We start from the raw sequence: 18,983 nt of genomic DNA, 5'->3' as shown, positions 1-18,983 counted from the left end.
TTTCATATTGAAATAGACATGAAAACACTGACTATCAACAGACTGCTATTATGTATTTCGCTATGTATCGCCAATATCATGCCTTCTCTTGCCCAAGAAATAGAATTCCAAAAATTCAGCGGAAAAGTAATTGACTCCGAAGGCAAGGCTATATCAGCAGTAAATATTTATATACCGGGCGTTCCAAGGGGAACAATATCAGACAAACAAGGGAAGTTTGCCATTATGGCAAAAGACAAAGAAACTATTTACTGTTCGCATATGGGAATGAAAAAGACCGAGTTGCAATTAGATAAAAATCAATCATCGGGACTAATTATACGAATGGAGCCGGAACCTTACAATCTTCACGAAATAACAATTGTCAGAAACCGCTACATCATGTGCGATACAACGGACGTTTTTGAAGATGACACATATAACTTTGCAGTTATAGAACAAAATGCCGAATTTCCCGGCAAAGCGAAAGGATTGGAAAAGTATCTTACCGAAGCTTTACAATATCCTGAAGAAGCTTTTCTAAAGGGAGAGGAAGGGCAGGTCACCGTTGAATTTACTATCACCCAAAGAGGAACCGTTAAAAATCCCAAGATAGTCAAAGGTGTATCTCCCGCTTTAGATGAAGAAGCCATAAGAATCATCCGGAATATGCCAAACTGGAAACCCGCCATCCAACGAAGCCGCCCTGTAGAAACCCGGCAAAGGCTGTCGATTAATTTTGCAATAATAATAGAGTATGAATATGCTCATCAAAAAAGAACATAGAAGTTACAGGATTCTTGGTCAAACGGATATAATTGTATTCTCTAATAAACAAAATCCAACTATTTTTGTTTATTAGAGAATACAATTGTATTTTTGTAGAAGAATCAACAAACTATTTCTATGAAACAATTATTCACCACATTCTATCAACTTAAGGAACGGGTTTCATTGGATTTCATAAGATACCTGTATCATGAAATTCGCTGGGACAACCGGTTGATAGCCATAACAGGCGCACGCGGAACAGGAAAAACAACTCTCATGCTCCAATATATAAAAGAGCATTATCCCGGTTATGGCAACGAAGTGCTCTACGTTTCATTAGACAATATATGGTTCACCACCCACTCCTTATTCGAACTGGCTGACGAGTTTCAGAAAATGGGAGGAAAAGCTTTGTTTCTGGACGAAGTACATAAATACCCTACCTGGTCAAGGGAAATAAAGAACATCTATGACAGTTATCCGGATATAAAAATAGTATTCACAGGGTCTTCCTTATTGGAAATACACAAAGGTGAAGCAGACCTCTCAAGAAGAGCTGTCACCTATCATTTGCACGGCCTTTCTTTTCGTGAATTCCTACAATTTGAATATGGATATAAAATGGAAGCACTTACACTTCCCGACATCCTGACAAGACATATCGAAATAGCCATGAACATAAGCAAACAATTGAAACCACTTGTGGCATTCAATGAATACCTGACTTACGGCTATTACCCTTTTTATAAAGAAGATAAAATATTATATCACGAGAAACTGCTCGCCACTTTGAATACAATTTTGGATGTAGACTTACCTTCTACTGAAAAAATAGATTATTACTCCATTGGTAAAATAAAAAAACTGTTTGCCATTCTTGCCGGTCTTGTGCCCTATATCCCCAATATATCAATGCTCAGCAAAGAGATAGAAGTCAGCCGCATCAGCCTGCTGAATTATCTATCCTATCTCCAAAAAGCCCAAGCTCTCCTGCTACTTGACAAAGAGGCTTCCGGCATCAAACAACTGGCAAAACCAGAAAAGATATATCTGGGCAATACTAATTATGCCTATGCATTGGGAGGAGAAAAGACGGATATAGGAAATGTCCGGGAAACATTCTTTTTCAATCAAACCATCGTAAAATGCAAAGTTACCTATTCTTCCCAAATAGACTTTACTTTGAATGAAACATATAATTTCGAGATTGGCGGCAAAAATAAAACGCAGAAACAACTAACCGGAGTGAAGAACGGTTATCTGGCTCTTGATAATATAGAAATAGGATTCAACAATGAGATTCCACTTTGGCTATTTGGATTAATGTATTGACACGGGGTTACCCTCCGGGAATATGCATATTTCAAGAATAAGCGAATCTATCTCCGAGAAATCTCTTTGCGCCCACAAAGGCAGCAGAAACAAAGTAAAATCAATATATAAAAAGCAAAATGACACTATGAAAACGATGAATGTTATGCGCAACGCCACCTTATGCGGACTGTTCTTCTGTCTGACAACAGGAAGCAACACCGCCACCGCCAACAATGCGGATAAGGACAATACCGCACTTCTCAACTATTTCTCCACTTGTCTGACATCACCGGACAAGAATCACACTTTCGAAAAAGGGAAACAATTCAGCCTTGCGAAAGTGGAACAATACCGCCAATTAGTGTGGAACGCATGGCGAACGGCGAACGAACGTCTGGACGAAGAAAAACTAATTCCGCTACAACCCCTGTCCGACAAGACACGCAGCCAATGGAACCTTCCCCCCGAACTGGAACCGAAAGCCGTGATGCCCTATTACTGGGGTACGAAGGGCACAACGAAACCCGTCGAAGGCTATCCGCTGTTTATCTATACGCACGGGTCGGGTCCGAAAGCCGCAGAATGGGACACGGGACTTACAATATGCCGGATGTTCGACGACGCACCGTCCGCCTACTTCATTCCGCAAATCCCCAACGAAGGAAGCTACTACCGCTGGTGGCAGAAATCCAAACAATATGCCTGGGAGAAACTATTGCGCCAGTCGTTAGTATCCGGCCATATCAATCCGGACAAAGTGTATATCTTCGGCATCTCCGAGGGCGGATATGGCAGCCAGCGCCTTGCCTCTTTCTATGCCGATTACCTTGCCGGAGCAGGCCCCATGGCAGGTGGAGAACCCTTGAAGAATGCCCCCGCCGAGAACTGCGCCCATATTGCTTTCTCCCTGAGGACAGGAGCCAATGACCGCGGCTTTTACCGAAATATTCTCACCGGCTACGTGAAGGAAGAATTTGAACGGCTGCAAACCCTGCACCCCGGGCTATACACCCATCAGATAGAGCTGATTCCCGGCAAAGGGCATTCGATTGACTATCGCCCGACTACTCCGTGGCTGAAACAATACACCCGCAACCCTTATCCGAAATACGTCTATTGGGAAGATTTCGAAATGGACGGGCTGCACCGTAAAGGGTTCTACAACCTCTTCGTCAAAGAACGCCCTAATGAAGACATCAATGCCCGCACCCGCTACGAAATGACCGTCACAGGCAACCACATCACATTGAATGTGGACAATATCACTTATGAAACCGTTCAAAAAGATCCCAGATGGGGCATTGAAATGAAGTTCAAGAAACATTATACACCTGCCGATAAAGGGAAAGTAATCATCTACCTCTGTGATGAGCTCATAAATCTGAAGAAAGAGATTACTGTCACGGTAAACGGAAAACAGGTTTTTCGGGGGAAAATAAAGCCGGACCTTAAAAACATGGCAAACAGTTGCGCTGCTTTCTCCGACCCCCGGCGTATCTATCCTGCCGCCATTGAGGTGGAACTGTGAGCCGGTAAAAAAACAGCATTATATGCTGCCAACCTTTTCTGTTTGGTGGACATTGACAGCCCACCAAACAGAAATATGAATCTACCGTCCGATAATCACCTCACAAACCTTATCCTGAAACGCTCTTGCCTTAGCAGCCGAAAATACATTCTGATTCATAATGGCAAACGCCACTTCGTGCCCGTCCTTCATTCGCAGATAGCCCGCAAGCGCATTAATGGCAGTAAACGAGCCTGTCTTGGCATGAACATTCCGATAAGCGGGCGCACTTTTCATCCTGTTTTTCAATGTGCCGTCCACACCGCCCACGGGGAGAGACTTATAGAGTTTCTGAAAGATTCCCGTCCGGGAATATGCATATTTCAAGAAATCGACCAGCAGAGCGGGAGAGAGGTAATTATAGTTGGATAGCCCGCATCCGTCCGCAATCTTATAGTCTTTCGGGTCGTGCCCCAGGCGGCGGATTAACTTCATGATTTCTACAATTCCGTCTTCGGAAGCCACCTGCTTCTTTCCCGTAGCCTGTGCCCCGAGGCGGCAGAGGAATGCTTCCGCATTCAGGTTGTCGCTCTCTTTCATCAATTGGTTCAAGACTTTTTGTACCGATGTATTCCAACCTGCCATCCGCTCCACATGAACGCTGTCGCGCGGCAATTCCGCAAATGCATAAGATTGGGGAGCGATGATACCTTTTGCACGGAGACGCTCGAGGAAAGTGTGCATAAAAAAAGCGGGTGAATCATAGATATTGACATTATCTTTTCGGATGGAAGCGACATTGCCCGAAACAACGAGATTATTCCCGTTCGTCAGCCAGTCTCTTGAGAAAGAGAACTTTCCGGCAGAAGAAGTACGTGTCTTTGTCCGGTTGGCCAGGGTATAATAAGAAGAGACAGGCTTGCAGGACACGCTTGTCGTATCTCCTTGCAGGGTAGAGGGAATCACAGAGACTTCCACCGTTCCTTTGCAGAACATGAGCGGGGACAGATAAGGTTGATAGCCCGCAGGGGTATCGTCCCACGCCCATCCATGCCCCCAATAGAGGGAGTCTTTCATCGAAACATCACCATACACCTGCCCGTTAATCACGGAAAAAGGGAAAGTGACTACCTTTTCTATCAACGAATCCATCGCCTGACTGTCAAATTCGGGGTCGAATCCACCCACAACATATAGATTGCCTTGAAGTGTATCATGCTCTATCACGCCATCGTGCCATACTTCCGTACGGAAAGGCTCGTTCGCATCGGGACGGGAGAGGGCGGTAATAGCCGTCAGCAGTTTCATGGTAGAAGCAGGGCGGGAAAGTTTCTCCGCACGGTAGTTGTACAACGGCTTCTTCGCCGTCAGGTCATAAACGGATATGCCGACTTCGGATGCTTCGGGAAGCATCTTTTTAATAAGCGAATCTATCTGCGAAAAATCCCTTTGTGCCCACAAGGGCAACAGACAGACGGACAACGTGACTAATAAAAGAACTTTCTTCATACAAAAGCGGTTTATGAATCGAATCACCCCCGCAAATATAGCACTTCCCAACCGAATTTGCCCGGAATCCGACAAAAAACAAAAGAGGGAGCTTGATAACAAATAGTTAGTGTTCGGGGAAAACAAATGACAGCAGAAAAGAAAATAACAGAAAAAAACACCAAAAAAGTTTATCTGATAAAAGGAAATATTTACTTTTGTAGCACGTAGAGAAGAGGATGCCCTAAAAAAGTCTAGTGTATATACAGTCTTTTTTAAAACAGAACAGTATAACTGAATGATAATACCTCAAGAAAATAATATCGACCACTTCGGAACAAATAGAGTAAAAAACAAGAAAGAGTTTGATTTATTCTTTAAGAAATACTATACTCTATTCCTTTCTTTCGCCTGCCGGTATCGCCTGGATGTGGAAGAGGCACGCGACATTGTTCAGGATGTCTTCATCGCTTTTTGGGAGCAACGGGAAAATTTCACTTCCATTGTAACCATCAAGGCCTTTTTCTATCGTTCCATCTCCAACCGCTGCCTCAATCACCTGAAACATGAGGATGTGAAAGACCGCTATGCCGAAAGCCAGTTACAGGTCATGCAAAGCGAGGAATTCATCCAGGAAAATATTATCCGTGAGGAAGTATCTTTTATGGTACGGCAGAAAATCAGGGAACTCACTCCGCGCGAGCAGGAAATTATCATTCTTTCCCTTCAAAATAAATCCAACCAGGAGATAGCCGAATTACTGTCGATATCGGTTCCTACCGTAAAGACACACAAGATGCACGCATACGCCCGACTACGTGCCGAACTGGAAGAATTAAGATTTTTGCTACTTATTTTATAAAAAATTGAATTTTATATCATACCACATTCGTCTTGTGTTGTTTTACTTATAGAATAACACAAATTTCGTTCTATAAATGACAGACCAAAAGCTCAAAGAAAGCATGCAGATAGCCGAAGAATTGGCTAAAGAAATCTGCACCGGCAAGCCCTCGACCTCACTGCTGGCTCAGAAGTGGAGAGAGGAGTCACCCGAACTATACGAAGAAATACGGAAGCAGGAGAACCTGTCGCAGGAAATCTCCTTCCACGACTCCATTGATACCCGACAGGCGTTGGAAGAAGTCAGCAGCCGACTGACCCTTCCGACAAAAAGAATCGGCAGACGTATTATATATAATATAGGTATTGCAGCTTCTTTCTTGTTAATCCTCGGAACGGCAGCCACATGGTTATGGATGAGAAACAGCGAAGAAACTGTTGCTGAATGGGCGGCATCCGTACCCGAACCTGCCAAGATTTCACTTATCGCGCAGAATGACGAGCCGGTGGAACTGGCAGAAAGCAATCTGACTGTCCAAGGCAACCAACTGATTGGAAGCACGCTGGACGGAAAAAGAAATGTCGCTATCGAACTGAAGCCCGACAACCAGTTCAACAAACTGGCAGTACCTGCAGGCGGTGAATATCGTCTGACACTGGAAGACGGAACAGAGATTCAAGTGAATGCGGCTTCGGAACTGCTCTTTCCTACCCATTTCAAACAGCACATACGCCAGGTTGAATTAAGAGGAGAGGCATACTTCAAAGTTAAGCATAATCCGGAAAAACCTTTCAATGTATTGCTCGGCACGCTGAACGTACAAGTCACAGGAACTGCCTTTAATATTAAGGCTTACGAAGAAGAAGGAAATGTATCCATCACTTTGGTTGAAGGTTCGGTCAACGTACGCGAAGGACAGAAGATTCTCGCCACATTGTCTCCAGGCGAACAGTTCACTTACCATAAAACGACACGCGATTACAGCATAGCGCAAGCTGATATATCCGCTACCACTGGTTGGACGGAAGATAAGTTCGTCTTCCATAGCGAGACAATCGGTACTATCATGAATGAACTGTCCCGCTGGTATAATGTAGACATCAATGTAAGCGAAGATATACAAGATATACGCTATAGCGGCATATTGTCACGTAAACAGCCGCTCGCAGAAATACTCAATATCCTGCACCTGACAAATGAACTAGACTTCAAAATCCATCAGGACAGGAGAATAGACGCAATAGAGAAAAAGAATGAATAATAGCATCTAATATTATAAATTTCACATAGTTATGACAGAAAAGCTTATTTCCAAAGGACTCATGTTGGCTATTTCCCTCATCCTGTCCTGTACCGCTCCGTTGGCATATGCTCAAACACGCCAACCGGAGAAGATCACCGTTACGGTAAGTAAGAAACCGTTGGAAAACGTGTTGGAGAAACTGAGTAAACAATATGGCTACCAGTTTTTCTATAATGCCTCTCTATTGAAAGGAGTCAATGTGTCCGTATCTCTACAGGAAGCTGAAATCAACAACGTAATGAAAACGCTCCTGACAGGAACCGGACTACAATATTCCATAAAAGGAAAAACGATTGTCATTACTGCAATCCCCAAGAAAGCAATAGCCAAAACACCCCTGAACGGACGTGTCACCGATAGCGACGGGAACGTTCTTCCGGGAGTCGCTATCTTCACACAAGATAAAAGCCAAGGAACCATCACAGACATTGACGGACGCTTTACGTTCTCCAAACCACTGACATACGGAACTGTACTGAACTTTTCTTCTGTAGGCATGAAGCCCCATGATGTAGTTTACAGTGGTGAGCAACTGTTGCAAGTAGTCATGGTGGAGGATGTGAAACAACTGGATGCAGTAATCGTCACCGGTTTCCAAACTATCTCGCGCGAACGGGCGACCGGAGCGGCCACGATTGTGAAGAGCAATTATCTCGACAAAATCCAGGCACCGGATTTGGGCAGCAAACTGGAAGGTGCCACTCCCGGGCTAACTAGTTACAACGGAAAAATGAGTATTCGTGGTACTTCTACATTCTCAACCTCTATCGGTACCACTCCGCTATTGGTACTGGACGGACAACCTGTCACCGGAGTAGGCATTAACGAACTGAATCCGGAAGACATCGAAACAATTACCGTACTGAAAGATGCCGCTGCCACCTCTCTATATGGTGTACGCGCTTCGAACGGTGTCATTGTCGTAACAACCAAACGCGGAACGGGCAAGAAACCGAACATCAACGTGTCTGCCAACTTCTACCTGAATCCGTTGCCATCACTTGACTACCGCCACTATGCTTCTACCAGTGACATCATTGATTACGAAAGAGACTATCTGACCAATAATCCTAATTATCAAGAAAATCCGTTAGATTATTTCGATTTGCTGAACGATATAAAAGCCCCCAGTTACATATCCACAGTAGACCGTCTCTATTACCGTCTCGCCAAAGGAGAAATCACAGAAAGTCAATTGAACGCCTCACTCGACCTCTTACGGAAGAATGATTATAGAAAAGCTTATCGTGACGAACTGCAACAAATGAACTTCGTACAGGACTATAATCTCTCTCTTTCCAAAGCGGGTGACAGATCCAACTTCTTCTTTTCTGCCCGTTACGAAAATAAAAGTACCTACAACAAGAACAACAGTTTTGATAAGTTCACTTTCTACATGAAAAACGAACTCGACCTGACCAAGTGGTTTAAACTCACCGTAGGAACAAATGTGGGTATCGGCAACACCAGCTATTCACAAGCAGGATATCAAGGGACAACAGTAGCTATGCCATACGAAACTCTCTACAACGAAGACGGCAGTTATGCTTATATCTACCCGCACAATTATTTCAACTCCCAAACAGTGAACCAGACAGAAGGACTGAAACCTATGGGATACAACGCCGTGGAAGAATCGACCAAGAATATGCAAGATACGGATGACCTCTATTGGAAGCTCTTCACACATGCCGATTTCAAACTGCTCAAAGGATTGAATTTCGGTGTGAAATTCCAATATGAGAAACGGGATCAGAATACTGAACGCCAAGATGAGGAAGACTCATATTATATGAGAAACATGATTAACAGACACGCAGCCACCAATCCGAAAGGCGGATATACCTACTATATCCCCGAAGGCGGAAGAATGGAAGAGTCTCATGCACGCTGGTCATATATGAACTTACGCGCACAATTCGACTATCAAACGACTATCAACGACAAACATGAGATTACCGCCTTGCTAGGTGGAGAAATCCGTGAAGACAAATATCGCAAGACAATAGGCGAGCGATATGGCTACGACGAACAAAAGCTGGTCTACAAACAAGTAGACTGGGCGGCATTGAACAAAGGTGTCATAGGGCAATTGAGCAGCAATCCTTTTCAAAAGCAAGAACAACTGTTCGTAAACGACTCACATCACCGTTATGTATCTGCTTACTTCAATGCAGGTTATTCATACGATACACGCTATGCCCTCAATGGTAGCGTCCGCATTGAGCAGGCCGACCTCTTCGGAACCGATCCCAAATACCGCTATCGCCCGTTGTGGTCGGTAGGTGCCAGTTGGAATATTTCTAATGAAGAGTTCATGAAAGACATCACATGGGTAGATATGCTCAAACTTCGCGCTACCTACGGTATCACAGGTAATGTAGACCAAAACACATCTCCCTATTTGTTAGGAAGTTACGCAGTCTCTCCTTATAGCCAATCCAACCTGACGACTATCATTTCGCCACCCAATAAATTGCTCCGCTGGGAAAAGACTTCAACATTCAATATCGGACTGGACTTCTCTCTTTTCAAAAGATTGAGCGGTAGCTTTGACTTTTATCAGCGTTATAGTTCGGACTTGCTTGCCAATACCAATCTTGATCCCTCTACAGGTTTCCAAACTGCAAGAGTAAACAACGGAGCCATGCGAAACAAAGGTATAGAGCTTTCTCTTTCGTATAATTGGCTTAATAGCCGGGACTGGTCGTTCAATACTACCTTTACCACTGCCTACAACAGTAACAAGATAAAAAAAGTAGGTTATATCCCTACCTCTGCAAAGAGCATGCTGACCAACCCGGGTAGTTTCTATCTTCAGGGCGATACCTACAACTCGCTTTATGCCTACCGCTACGCAGGGCTGACAGACGAAGGAAATCCCTCTGTATATGACACTGAAGGAAACGTAGTTTCTCTGAAACCAGTGGACGAAATTGACGCCCTGACATGTGTAGGACAGCTCGACCCGAAATGGAATGGGGCACTTGACATCAGCCTGCGCTGGAAGCAACTCAACTTCTTCACCAAGATTGTCTACTATGCAGGACATTCATTACGGGTAGATGCCACTCCTCTTTACAGCGGACTTCGCTCAGAAACTTACAAAGGTGCCATTCATGAAGACATCGCCAACCGCTGGACCCCTGAACATACCAATACGGATATCCCTTCAATGACTGTTTACGGATTAAGCACCGACCGTGAATACCATTGGAAATATGCCGACTATAATACAGCAAGCGCCGCATTCATAAAGATACGTAATATCGGAGTGAGCTACACGCTACCCCAAGAATGGATAAGTAAAGCGGGATTCAAGGGAATCAGCCTGCGTGCTCAAGTGAACAACCCTTGTTACTGGGCTGCCAACAAACGGGATATCGACCCCGAAGCTTTCAATGCTAATTCCGGTACACGGAGTGACGAAAAAGCAACCAGTTACATATTAGGTATCAACATCAACTTCTAAAACGACTCAGTATGAAACGAAATATTATTATAGGCTGCATAGTCGCAGCATTTAGCTTAAGTGCCTGTGACAACTATCTGGACATCGTCCCTAAAGGAGAGTCCGTGCTCAACCAAACCAGCGACTATCTGGGATTAATCGAAGACGTCTACGGATATCCCATTCAGTCGGAATGGTATCTATGTGGAGAGGCCACTTCTTACAATATGGAACTACTCGAGAATTATTCCTCTCCGCTCAATTCAGCCGCATTCTACTGGAATGAAGATTTCGACCGCGCTTCCTATATGACAGCCACCGGAAGTAGCGATATGTACACCATGTGTTATAAAAAGATATCAAATTTCAATATCATTATCCAAAATATCAACAAGTCTGAAGGAAGTGATGACGATAAACGCTATGGAATGGCACAAGCAAAGATTATGCGTGCTTATGCTTATTTTTACCTCATCAATACTTATGCTAAACCTTACAATCCGGAAACAGCAGCCCAAGACCGGGGAATCATCCTTCGTGAAGACTTTGATATGGAAGCAGTAGGAGTACAATCTACTGTGGCTGACGCTTATGCCCTGATTCAACGCGACATTGAAGAGGCTTTGCCCGATCTTCCGCACGTAGCTATGAACACGTTCCGCCCCAACAAATCCTTCGGTTATGCCCTGAAAGCTAAAGTACATCTTTTCAAGAGGGAATTTAACGAAGCACTTCAAGCTTCACTGGATTGTATCAAGGAAGCGGAAGGGGAAGGACGCCATAAATTGTGGAACATGAATACGGAATATCAGGCAGCGGTCAATTATGCAGAACAAACTTTCAAATGGTCGGAAAATTTAATAGAATATGGGATGCCTATGTATTCCATGTTCCGTATGTCCGTCTCGGCAATGTATTTCACCCATCCATATGAAGATCCCGAAAATCTTCTTTCCCAGAATGGAATGACACAGTTTGACCCTTCTCCCAGTATGGTACGTAAGCCGGTCATGGACCTATATACACCAAAGAGCGACTTACGATATACCTTCAATCTAGGAGCAACCCCCACCAGGCCTACTGCCGAACCCGGAAGTATTATGTTAAGTTTAGGCGGATCCTACCAATGGAATCCTGCCGGAATCAAACTTTCCGAAGTATATCTGATGGCGGCAGAATGTTATGCCCGCAAAAGTGACAAGGAGAACGCCATGAAATACGTAAACGACGTACGCAAGAATCGGATTATCACCAAATATTATACCGATTTCACTGCTACTGATGCTGCCGATGCAATGAGAATTGTCCGTGAAGAGCGTAAGCGTGAACTATTATTCACCAGTAACGGTTTCTTTGATATGCGCCGTTTCTGCACGGAATTCAACGAGACATTGACACGGGAGGTTGACGGAAAGACATATACTCTCAAACCTGATTCACACCTGTTGACATTCCCGTTCCCTGTATCTGCCATGCAAAACAGTAACTTAATACAAAACAGCAAATAATGAAAACATTCACTTTATTTATAGCAACACTTCTCTGTATGTTCACATATACAGAGGGTTTTGCTTTATCTTCCGACAGCAAAGCAGCGCATATCACTTTCAAAGCAGAAACCAACGGAAAGAAAATCTATTTCCAGAGCGAAAGTGATACTATCCATGGTTATCAGGAAGTGAAGCCGGGAGAGACGATAGCTCTGCAACTGGAGAAATCCGCCTATTACTATTATATGGGCTCCAACAGCAATATTTCGACCGTATTCGTCACTCCCGGTTCAACAAGCCGTATCGAAGAGAAAGACGGGAAAATATCTTTTGAAGGAGACAATGCGGCAATCAATCAATTTATTCAACAGCATTCTTCCATATTCAAAAGCCCTGATAGTATAGCTACATATTCCAACGAATGGCTGGAATTCCAACATAAAATGCTGGCAGAGTCAATAGATGCACTAAAAGCATCGAATTTGCCTGATGAATTCAAGCACATACACGAATGCTACTATCAATATACGTTTCTCAATCAACTGCTGAACGGTCCGAGGCTGATGCGTATGTTCATGAAAAAGGAAGTGGATTTACCAACAAATTATTATGATGACGTAAGAAAAAACCGGTATGAGGATGCTGCACTGCTATATTATCCCAAATGGTTTACTGTGATGCGTGAGTCAATGGAAATATTAGAAAAGAATGGCGAATGGCAGCCCGACCCGACAAACTTTCTCGCTCAATATACTGCAAGAATATCCAATAATGAAGTGAAATCCGCTTTCCTGATACGTTATCTGAAACAAATCTTGAAAGCAGGTTATTCCGATGATTTTCCGACATATCTGTCTGTCGCAAAAGCATCTGTACCTACGCATAGCGAAACATTCCTTCGGGAATTAGCCCAACTGGAAAAACAATACGACGGAATAAAAGCACGATACAGCAACATCACCCGTGGAAATACGGCACCTGTATTTACAGCCAATGATATTGATGGAAAGGCTTACTCTTCCGCCGACTACGCAGGAAAAGTGCTAGTACTCGATTTTTGGTTCAGCGGCTGCATCCCTTGCAAAGCTGAAATGCCCTATATGGAGAAACTGGCGAAAAAGATGAAAGGAGAAAACATTCAATTCTTCACTTTGTCACTCGACACCGGAGAACAGTTGCTCAAAGCGTGGAAAGAACTTGTGAAAGATCAAAACGGAGCGACTTTGCAACTCAACGTACCCGACGGGTTCAAGTCGGAAGTAGCGAAACATTACGGAATCCGTTCCGTTCCCCGCATCGTCATTATCGACCAACAGGGAAAGATTGTGGATGCTTTCGCCAAACGTCCTTCAGACCCCAAGCTATATCAGCAACTACTGAGATTATTGAATAAAGAGGAAGCCGGCACACTGACAAAAGAAAAAGCGACAGCCGCTATGATGGCATTAAGGAACGCTGATACCGCAGCGCAAAAAGAAGAAATGCTGAAGAAGTTCGTGGCACAAGTGAAGAAAGAAAAAGCGGACTTTGCTTACCCAATGGTGAATATGATGATGTCATTTACCATAGAGGCATTTTATGCGGAAGGTAACCGGGAAAAAGCCGAAGGCTATATGGCTAATATTCCAGATTCGCCATTCAAACGTGATGTATTGGCTATCTCCGGATTCAATCGTTTGGAGAATGGCAGCTTTGAAATGGCAGCAGAATTGCTGAATAGAGCTATCAAGATGACTACCGAAGGAAAAGATGAAGATACACTTCCCAAAGAGGAGAAGCACAAACTCAACCAAATTCTCACTGCTTATGTAGAAGCATTGATAAAAGACAACCGCATACAAGAAGCGATTCCTCACGCCAAACAAATATACGAATCCAGTAATAAGCAGAATTATTCTATCAATGACTGCTACGCCACAACGCTCATATTTGAAAAGAAATTCAGTGAAGCAACCCCTATACTGGAAAACTTTGTCCGCATAGGAAAAGCTACTCCGCAGCAAATAGCCTGGCTGAAACAAGCATATACCCGGAAAAACGGTAAAGAAAAAGGATTCGAGCAATATTTGGATGAATTGAAATCGGAATTCCACAATACTTTACAGGAAAAGCTTGCACAGAATATGGTGAATGAACCTGCTCCACTCTTTACGCTTCACAACATGGACGGAAAGGAAGTTTCACTGGCAAGCCTGAAAGGGAAAGTAGTAGTGCTTGACTTTTGGGCTACATGGTGCGGTCCCTGCAAAGCATCTTTCCCCGCCATGCAGGAAACAATCAACCGTTTTGCAAACAATAAAGAGGTGGCATTTCTTTTCATCAATACGCTCGAAAGTAAAAAGAATCCTCAGGAAACCGTACGTAAATATATGAATGATAAAGGATATACTTTTAATGTAGTATTTGACGTAAAAGACCCGAACACGAATAAATTTCCTATTATAGAGAGCTACAAAGCCAAAGGAATTCCGGCTAAGTTCATTATAGACAAGGAAGGAAATATCCGGTTTAAACCTGTCGGCTTCTCCGGTTCCAATGAGGAGACGGTGGAAGAGCTCTCGGCAATGATAAAAGCATTGCTATAGCATTTATTTTCACATATTGATATATTTGCATATTGGCATTTGTCAATCCAATCATCAAATAATTATGATAAGAAAGGACTGTCCCTCAAAATGGACAGTCCTTTCTTATACCTTAAATGGGTTAAATAGCCGCACTCAAAATAACTTTGTTATCATTCTTCCACTCTACAACGCTTCCCGGAATATCTCACCCACCGTAGGATGAGGGAAAACAATCCTCTTCCATTGCGCCGCAGTCAATCCGAGTTCAATGGCAGTTCCTGCGAGCGTAATAATCTCCGAAGCCGGATTGCCCAACACGTGCGCTCCAATCACCCGTTCCTGTTCATCCAGCAATACTTTGCAGACTCCGTTCACTCCTTCGTTTTCTGCCACAAAGCGACCGGAATAAGCCATCGGGAGCTTTACAACTTGATACGTTATGCCTTTGGCTGAGGCCGACTCTTCCGTTTCGCCCACTCCGGCAATCTCCGGATTGGTATAGACAACGCCCGGAATGGCACGATAGCTCATTGCGTCTTCTTTTCCCAAAATGGAATGTACCGCCACTTCCGCTTCACGAACGGCTGTGTGAGCCAGTAAAGAGAATCCGGTCAGGTCACCACAGACATAGACGCCGGATACGGAAGTCTGCATCTTCTCATTCACCTTGACAGCACCACGCTCTGTCTTCTCCAAATTCAGGTTTTCGAGTCCGAAACCTTTCGTTACCGGACGACGACCGACACTCATAAGCAGCTTCTCCGCTACCACGCTGCCACTTCCTTCTGCGTTCTCATAAGAAACGACAGCGCCTTCTTCCGTCTGTGACAGACCGACAACTTTCGTACTAAGCAGGAACTTAACGCCCCTCTTTGCATATTCCGCACGCAGCAAAGCGGAAAGTTCCTTATCCATTCCACCGAGAATCTCATCCAGCATCTCGACTACCGTCACTTGTACTCCCAGGCTATTGAAGAAAGAAGCGAATTCCATTCCTATCACTCCACCACCGACGATAGCCAGGGAAGCAGGCAGTTCTTTATTATCCAATGCATCCCGATGCGTCCAGTAGTTCACCGTTTCCACACCGGGAATAGGGGGAATAAAGGTTTCCGAACCGGTGCAAAGTATCAAGTTCTCGCATGCGTAAGTCTCTTCACCGCAGCGGACCGTATTTTTATCTATGATTTGCGCTTCTCCCGATAGTATCGTAACGTTGTTTGAGGTCAGTTTCGCTTTCACTCCCAATACCAGTTTACGCACTACCTTGCTCTTGCGGGTGATAATCTTGGGCAGGTCGAAAGAGACTTCAGATACATTTACCGCATACTTCGACGCATGCTTCGCACTATCATAAGTTTTTGCCGAATAGAGCAGGGTTTTAGTCGGAATGCACCCTTCGTTCAGGCAGACACCGCCCAGACTGTTCTTTTCGATAAGCAATACGCTCAAACCGGCTTTGCCGGCAGCTTCGGCAGCCGTATATCCGGCAGGACCGCCGCCGATAATAATCACTTGGTATTTCATAGTATATAAATTATTAGTTCATTTTCTTTTCAATCAGTTCCACAAATTCCCGTTCTTTGACAGGCATCACGGAAGCAAACTTGCCTTTTCCATACTCTATCAGTAGATAATCGGTCACCGAGAAACTCCCGAATTTCATGGAACGGTATTTCTGTATAGTCGTGATTTCGGAAATAGGAATTACTTTCTTACGGATAAAGCGTCCACGGGATATTTCGAGATTTCCGTCCGCAGTCACCGTATAGACTGTATGTATGATTTGTTCAATCACTACAATAAGCATGAGCATAAACAGCACAGCCGGCAAGATATATTTACACCACAAAGCGCCGACGGCATTTACAGTAAGCACTGCCAAGAGGAAATACTGGTACCAGGCGATGCGGGCATGAAAAATTCGATTCATTTTGTCAGATTTTTGCCTGCAAGGTAGTAATTTTATGAATTAGTGACAACGAAAAGTACAACGAAGTAACTTATTTTGTAGCTTTGCGGTGAGAAATAACAAAATTATGGTAAGAAAATTCGATTTCCTCGTTATCGGCTCCGGAATTGCCGGTATGAGTTTTGCGCTGAAAGTGGCGCACAAAGGTAAAGTTGCTCTTATCTGTAAAAGCGGGCTGGAAGAAGCTAATACGTACTTCGCGCAAGGCGGGGTAGCGTCTGTGACCAACCTGCTGGTAGACAATTTCGACAAACACATTGAAGACACCATGAACGCCGGCGACTGGATTAGCGACCGTGCCGCAGTGGAGAAAGTAGTGCGCGAAGCTCCTGCACAAATTGAAGAACTGATTAAGTGGGGAGTGGACTTCGACAAAAACGAGAAGGGCGAATTTGACTTGCATCGCGAAGGGGGACACTCGGAATTCCGTATCCTTCACCACAAAGATAACACGGGAGCAGAAATACAAGACAGCCTGATTAAAGCTGTGCAGCGGCATCCGAACATCACGGTAATCGAAAACCAGTTTGCCATTGAAATCCTGACACAGCATCATCTGGGAGTGACCGTTACCCGCCAGACACCGGATATCAAATGTTACGGCGCTTATATCCTCGACCCGAAAACCGGAAAAGTAGATACTTACCTTGCCAAAGTGACTCTGATGGCTACCGGTGGAGTAGGAGCCGTCTACAAGACTACCACCAATCCGTTGGTGGCTACCGGAGACGGTATCGCCATGGTTTACCGTGCCAAAGGTACGGTGAAAGATATGGAATTCGTACAATTCCATCCTACCGCCCTCTATCATCCGGGCGACCGTCCTTCTTTCCTGATTACGGAAGCAATGCGCGGCTATGGCGGCGTTCTCCGCACCATGGACGGCAAGGAATTCATGCAGAAATATGACCCGCGTCTTTCGCTTGCTCCGCGTGACATTGTAGCGCGTGCCATCGACAACGAGATGAAGAATCGCGGAGACGACCATGTTTATCTGGACGTGACCCACAAAGACCCGGAAGAAACAAAGAAACATTTCCCCAATATCTACGAAAAATGCCTGAGCCTAGGCATCGACATCACCAAAGATTATATCCCGGTGGCTCCGGCTGCCCACTATCTTTGTGGCGGTATCCTCGTTGACTTGAACGGACAGTCTTCTATCGAACGTCTTTACGCAGTAGGAGAGTGCTCTTGCACGGGACTGCATGGCGGCAATCGTCTGGCTTCAAACTCTTTGATTGAAGCTGTAGTATATGCTGACGCAGCTGCCAAACATAGTCTGCAAGCCATTGACCAGTACACTTATAACGAAGATATTCCCGAATGGAATGACGAAGGAACCCGTTCGCCGGAAGAAATGGTACTTATCACTCAAAGCATAAAGGAAGTAAATCAGATTATGAGTACTTACGTGGGTATTGTCCGCAGCGACCTTCGCCTGAAACGTGCCTGGGACAGACTGGATATTATCTACGAAGAGACTGAAAGCCTGTTCAAACGCAGTGTCGCTTCCAGAGAGATTTGCGAATTACGTAATATGGTGAATGTCGGCTATCTGATTATGCGCCAGGCTATGGAACGTAAGGAGAGCCGCGGATTGCATTACACGATAGATTATCCGCACGCAAAGAAATAAGTTCGATAAATGTTCACCCGCATGGCTTCCCCTCCTTCGAGAAGCCATGCGAGCGAACATCTATCGAACTGATGTTGGATTAGTAGTTTTCTTTCTTCACCTCGAAGTATGCTTGCGGATGCAGACATGCCGGGCAAACTTCAGGAGCTTCCTTACCGATTTCGATGTAACCGCAGTTACGGCATTGCCATACCACTTCGCCTTCTTTAGCGAATACTGTCATATTTTCGATGTTGTTCAAGAAAGCGAGATATCTTTCTTCGTGACCTTTTTCAGCGATGGAGATATTGCGATACATAGCAGCAATCATCGGAAATCCTTCCTGTTCCGCCACATCTGCAAAGTGAGGGTAATCCAGCGACCATTCTTCGTGTTCGCCGGCAGCAGCAGCGCGAAGGTTTTCGAGTGTAGTGCCGATTACTCCAGCCGGATAGCTAGCAGTAATTTCTACCATACCGCCTTCGAGGAATTTAAACATACGTTTTGCATGTTCTTTTTCCTGGTCAGCCGTTTCTGTGAAAATTGCAGAAATTTGTTCGTAACCTTCTTTCTTAGCCACACTTGCGAAATAAGTGTAACGCATTCTTGCCTGTGATTCTCCTGCGAATGAAGTCAACAGATTCTTCTCTGTCTGAGTTCCTTTAATGCTCTTAGTCAT

The 18,983-nt window shown here is 44.5% G+C and carries 13 protein-coding genes; 9 read left to right on the top strand and 4 right to left on the bottom strand.

Annotated elements, in window-relative coordinates:
* Positions 1–18 precede the first annotated feature (18 nt).
* From CLIN57ABFB40_RS13325 to CLIN57ABFB40_RS13315, 3 genes are all read left to right on the top strand, one after another.
* Positions 19–765 carry a TonB family protein gene (locus CLIN57ABFB40_RS13325; protein ID WP_175630554.1) on the top strand — a complete coding sequence of 249 codons (747 nt, stop codon included), beginning with the start codon at positions 19–21 and terminating at the stop codon, positions 763–765.
* A 120-nt stretch (positions 766–885) separates the two neighbouring features.
* Positions 886–2,082 (top strand): ATP-binding protein, encoded by a 1,197-nt coding sequence (locus CLIN57ABFB40_RS13320; RefSeq protein WP_175630553.1) that lies wholly within the window; start codon positions 886–888, stop codon positions 2,080–2,082.
* Positions 2,083–2,218: 136 nt separating this feature from the next.
* Positions 2,219–3,592, top strand: coding sequence for a hypothetical protein (locus CLIN57ABFB40_RS13315; RefSeq protein WP_175631221.1), 1,374 nt, complete (start codon positions 2,219–2,221; stop codon positions 3,590–3,592).
* An 81-nt stretch (positions 3,593–3,673) separates the two neighbouring features.
* On the opposite strand, the gene dacB is transcribed toward CLIN57ABFB40_RS13315, so the two are convergent.
* Positions 3,674–5,080: a D-alanyl-D-alanine carboxypeptidase/D-alanyl-D-alanine-endopeptidase gene (dacB, locus tag CLIN57ABFB40_RS13310; protein ID WP_175630552.1), complete on the bottom strand. Its 1,407-nt coding sequence runs from the start codon at positions 5,078–5,080 to the stop codon at positions 3,674–3,676.
* Positions 5,081–5,357: 277 nt separating this feature from the next.
* Between dacB and CLIN57ABFB40_RS13305 the strand changes: the two genes are divergently transcribed.
* From CLIN57ABFB40_RS13305 to CLIN57ABFB40_RS13285, 5 genes are all read left to right on the top strand, one after another.
* Complete coding sequence (locus CLIN57ABFB40_RS13305; RefSeq protein WP_175630551.1) at positions 5,358–5,921, top strand: RNA polymerase sigma-70 factor; 564 nt, start codon at positions 5,358–5,360, stop codon at positions 5,919–5,921.
* A gap of 76 nt (positions 5,922–5,997) precedes the next feature.
* Positions 5,998–7,164: a FecR family protein gene (locus tag CLIN57ABFB40_RS13300; protein ID WP_175630550.1), complete on the top strand. Its 1,167-nt coding sequence runs from the start codon at positions 5,998–6,000 to the stop codon at positions 7,162–7,164.
* A 31-nt stretch (positions 7,165–7,195) separates the two neighbouring features.
* Positions 7,196–10,678, top strand: a complete 3,483-nt coding sequence (locus CLIN57ABFB40_RS13295; RefSeq protein WP_175630549.1) for a SusC/RagA family TonB-linked outer membrane protein — start codon at positions 7,196–7,198, stop codon at positions 10,676–10,678.
* A gap of 11 nt (positions 10,679–10,689) precedes the next feature.
* Positions 10,690–12,165 carry a RagB/SusD family nutrient uptake outer membrane protein gene (locus CLIN57ABFB40_RS13290; RefSeq protein ID WP_175630548.1) on the top strand — a complete coding sequence of 492 codons (1,476 nt, stop codon included), beginning with the start codon at positions 10,690–10,692 and terminating at the stop codon, positions 12,163–12,165.
* 38 nt (positions 12,166–12,203) lie between these two features.
* The gene (locus tag CLIN57ABFB40_RS13285; RefSeq protein ID WP_254871778.1) at positions 12,204–14,732 is read left to right on the top strand and encodes a TlpA family protein disulfide reductase; all 2,529 of its coding nucleotides are present in this window, start codon (positions 12,204–12,206) and stop codon (positions 14,730–14,732) included.
* Between the two features lie 165 nt (positions 14,733–14,897).
* On the opposite strand, the gene lpdA is transcribed toward CLIN57ABFB40_RS13285, so the two are convergent.
* Positions 14,898–16,241 (bottom strand): dihydrolipoyl dehydrogenase, encoded by a 1,344-nt coding sequence (lpdA, locus tag CLIN57ABFB40_RS13280; RefSeq protein ID WP_175630546.1) that lies wholly within the window; start codon positions 16,239–16,241, stop codon positions 14,898–14,900.
* A gap of 13 nt (positions 16,242–16,254) precedes the next feature.
* The gene (locus CLIN57ABFB40_RS13275; protein WP_175630545.1) at positions 16,255–16,647 is read right to left on the bottom strand and encodes a PH domain-containing protein; all 393 of its coding nucleotides are present in this window, start codon (positions 16,645–16,647) and stop codon (positions 16,255–16,257) included.
* 106 nt (positions 16,648–16,753) lie between these two features.
* Here CLIN57ABFB40_RS13275 and nadB point away from each other — a divergent pair, with 106 nt between their 5' ends.
* Positions 16,754–18,325 (top strand): L-aspartate oxidase, encoded by a 1,572-nt coding sequence (nadB, locus tag CLIN57ABFB40_RS13270; RefSeq protein WP_175630544.1) that lies wholly within the window; start codon positions 16,754–16,756, stop codon positions 18,323–18,325.
* A gap of 79 nt (positions 18,326–18,404) precedes the next feature.
* Here the strand turns inward: nadB and rbr are convergent, their stop codons facing one another.
* Complete coding sequence (rbr, locus tag CLIN57ABFB40_RS13265) at positions 18,405–18,983, bottom strand: rubrerythrin (protein WP_175630543.1); 579 nt, start codon at positions 18,981–18,983, stop codon at positions 18,405–18,407.

Origin of the sequence: Bacteroides acidifaciens, assembly GCF_903181435.1 — a bacterium.
GTDB lineage: Bacteria > Bacteroidota > Bacteroidia > Bacteroidales > Bacteroidaceae > Bacteroides.
The sequence above is the reverse complement of the archived record's forward strand: the minus strand, read 5'-3'. Positions and strand labels throughout refer to the sequence as shown.

Bases quoted from the DNA above. Each gene is read 5' to 3' on its own strand.
- CLIN57ABFB40_RS13275 (WP_175630545.1), bottom strand. From the start codon at position 16,647: ATGAATCGAATTTTTCATGCCCGCATCGCCTGGTACCAGTATTTCCTC.
- lpdA (WP_175630546.1), bottom strand. From the start codon at position 16,241: ATGAAATACCAAGTGATTATTATCGGCGGCGGTCCTGCCGGATATACG.
- CLIN57ABFB40_RS13300 (WP_175630550.1), top strand. From the start codon at position 5,998: ATGACAGACCAAAAGCTCAAAGAAAGCATGCAGATAGCCGAAGAATTG.
- CLIN57ABFB40_RS13285 (WP_254871778.1), top strand. From the start codon at position 12,204: ATGTTCACATATACAGAGGGTTTTGCTTTATCTTCCGACAGCAAAGCA.
- CLIN57ABFB40_RS13295 (WP_175630549.1), top strand. From the start codon at position 7,196: ATGACAGAAAAGCTTATTTCCAAAGGACTCATGTTGGCTATTTCCCTC.
- nadB (WP_175630544.1), top strand. From the start codon at position 16,754: ATGGTAAGAAAATTCGATTTCCTCGTTATCGGCTCCGGAATTGCCGGT.
- CLIN57ABFB40_RS13290 (WP_175630548.1), top strand. From the start codon at position 10,690: ATGAAACGAAATATTATTATAGGCTGCATAGTCGCAGCATTTAGCTTA.
- CLIN57ABFB40_RS13305 (WP_175630551.1), top strand. From the start codon at position 5,358: ATGATAATACCTCAAGAAAATAATATCGACCACTTCGGAACAAATAGA.
- dacB (WP_175630552.1), bottom strand. From the start codon at position 5,080: ATGAAGAAAGTTCTTTTATTAGTCACGTTGTCCGTCTGTCTGTTGCCC.
- rbr (WP_175630543.1), bottom strand. From the start codon at position 18,983: ATGACTAAGAGCATTAAAGGAACTCAGACAGAGAAGAATCTGTTGACT.
- CLIN57ABFB40_RS13325 (WP_175630554.1), top strand. From the start codon at position 19: ATGAAAACACTGACTATCAACAGACTGCTATTATGTATTTCGCTATGT.
- CLIN57ABFB40_RS13315 (WP_175631221.1), top strand. From the start codon at position 2,219: ATGAATGTTATGCGCAACGCCACCTTATGCGGACTGTTCTTCTGTCTG.
- CLIN57ABFB40_RS13320 (WP_175630553.1), top strand. From the start codon at position 886: ATGAAACAATTATTCACCACATTCTATCAACTTAAGGAACGGGTTTCA.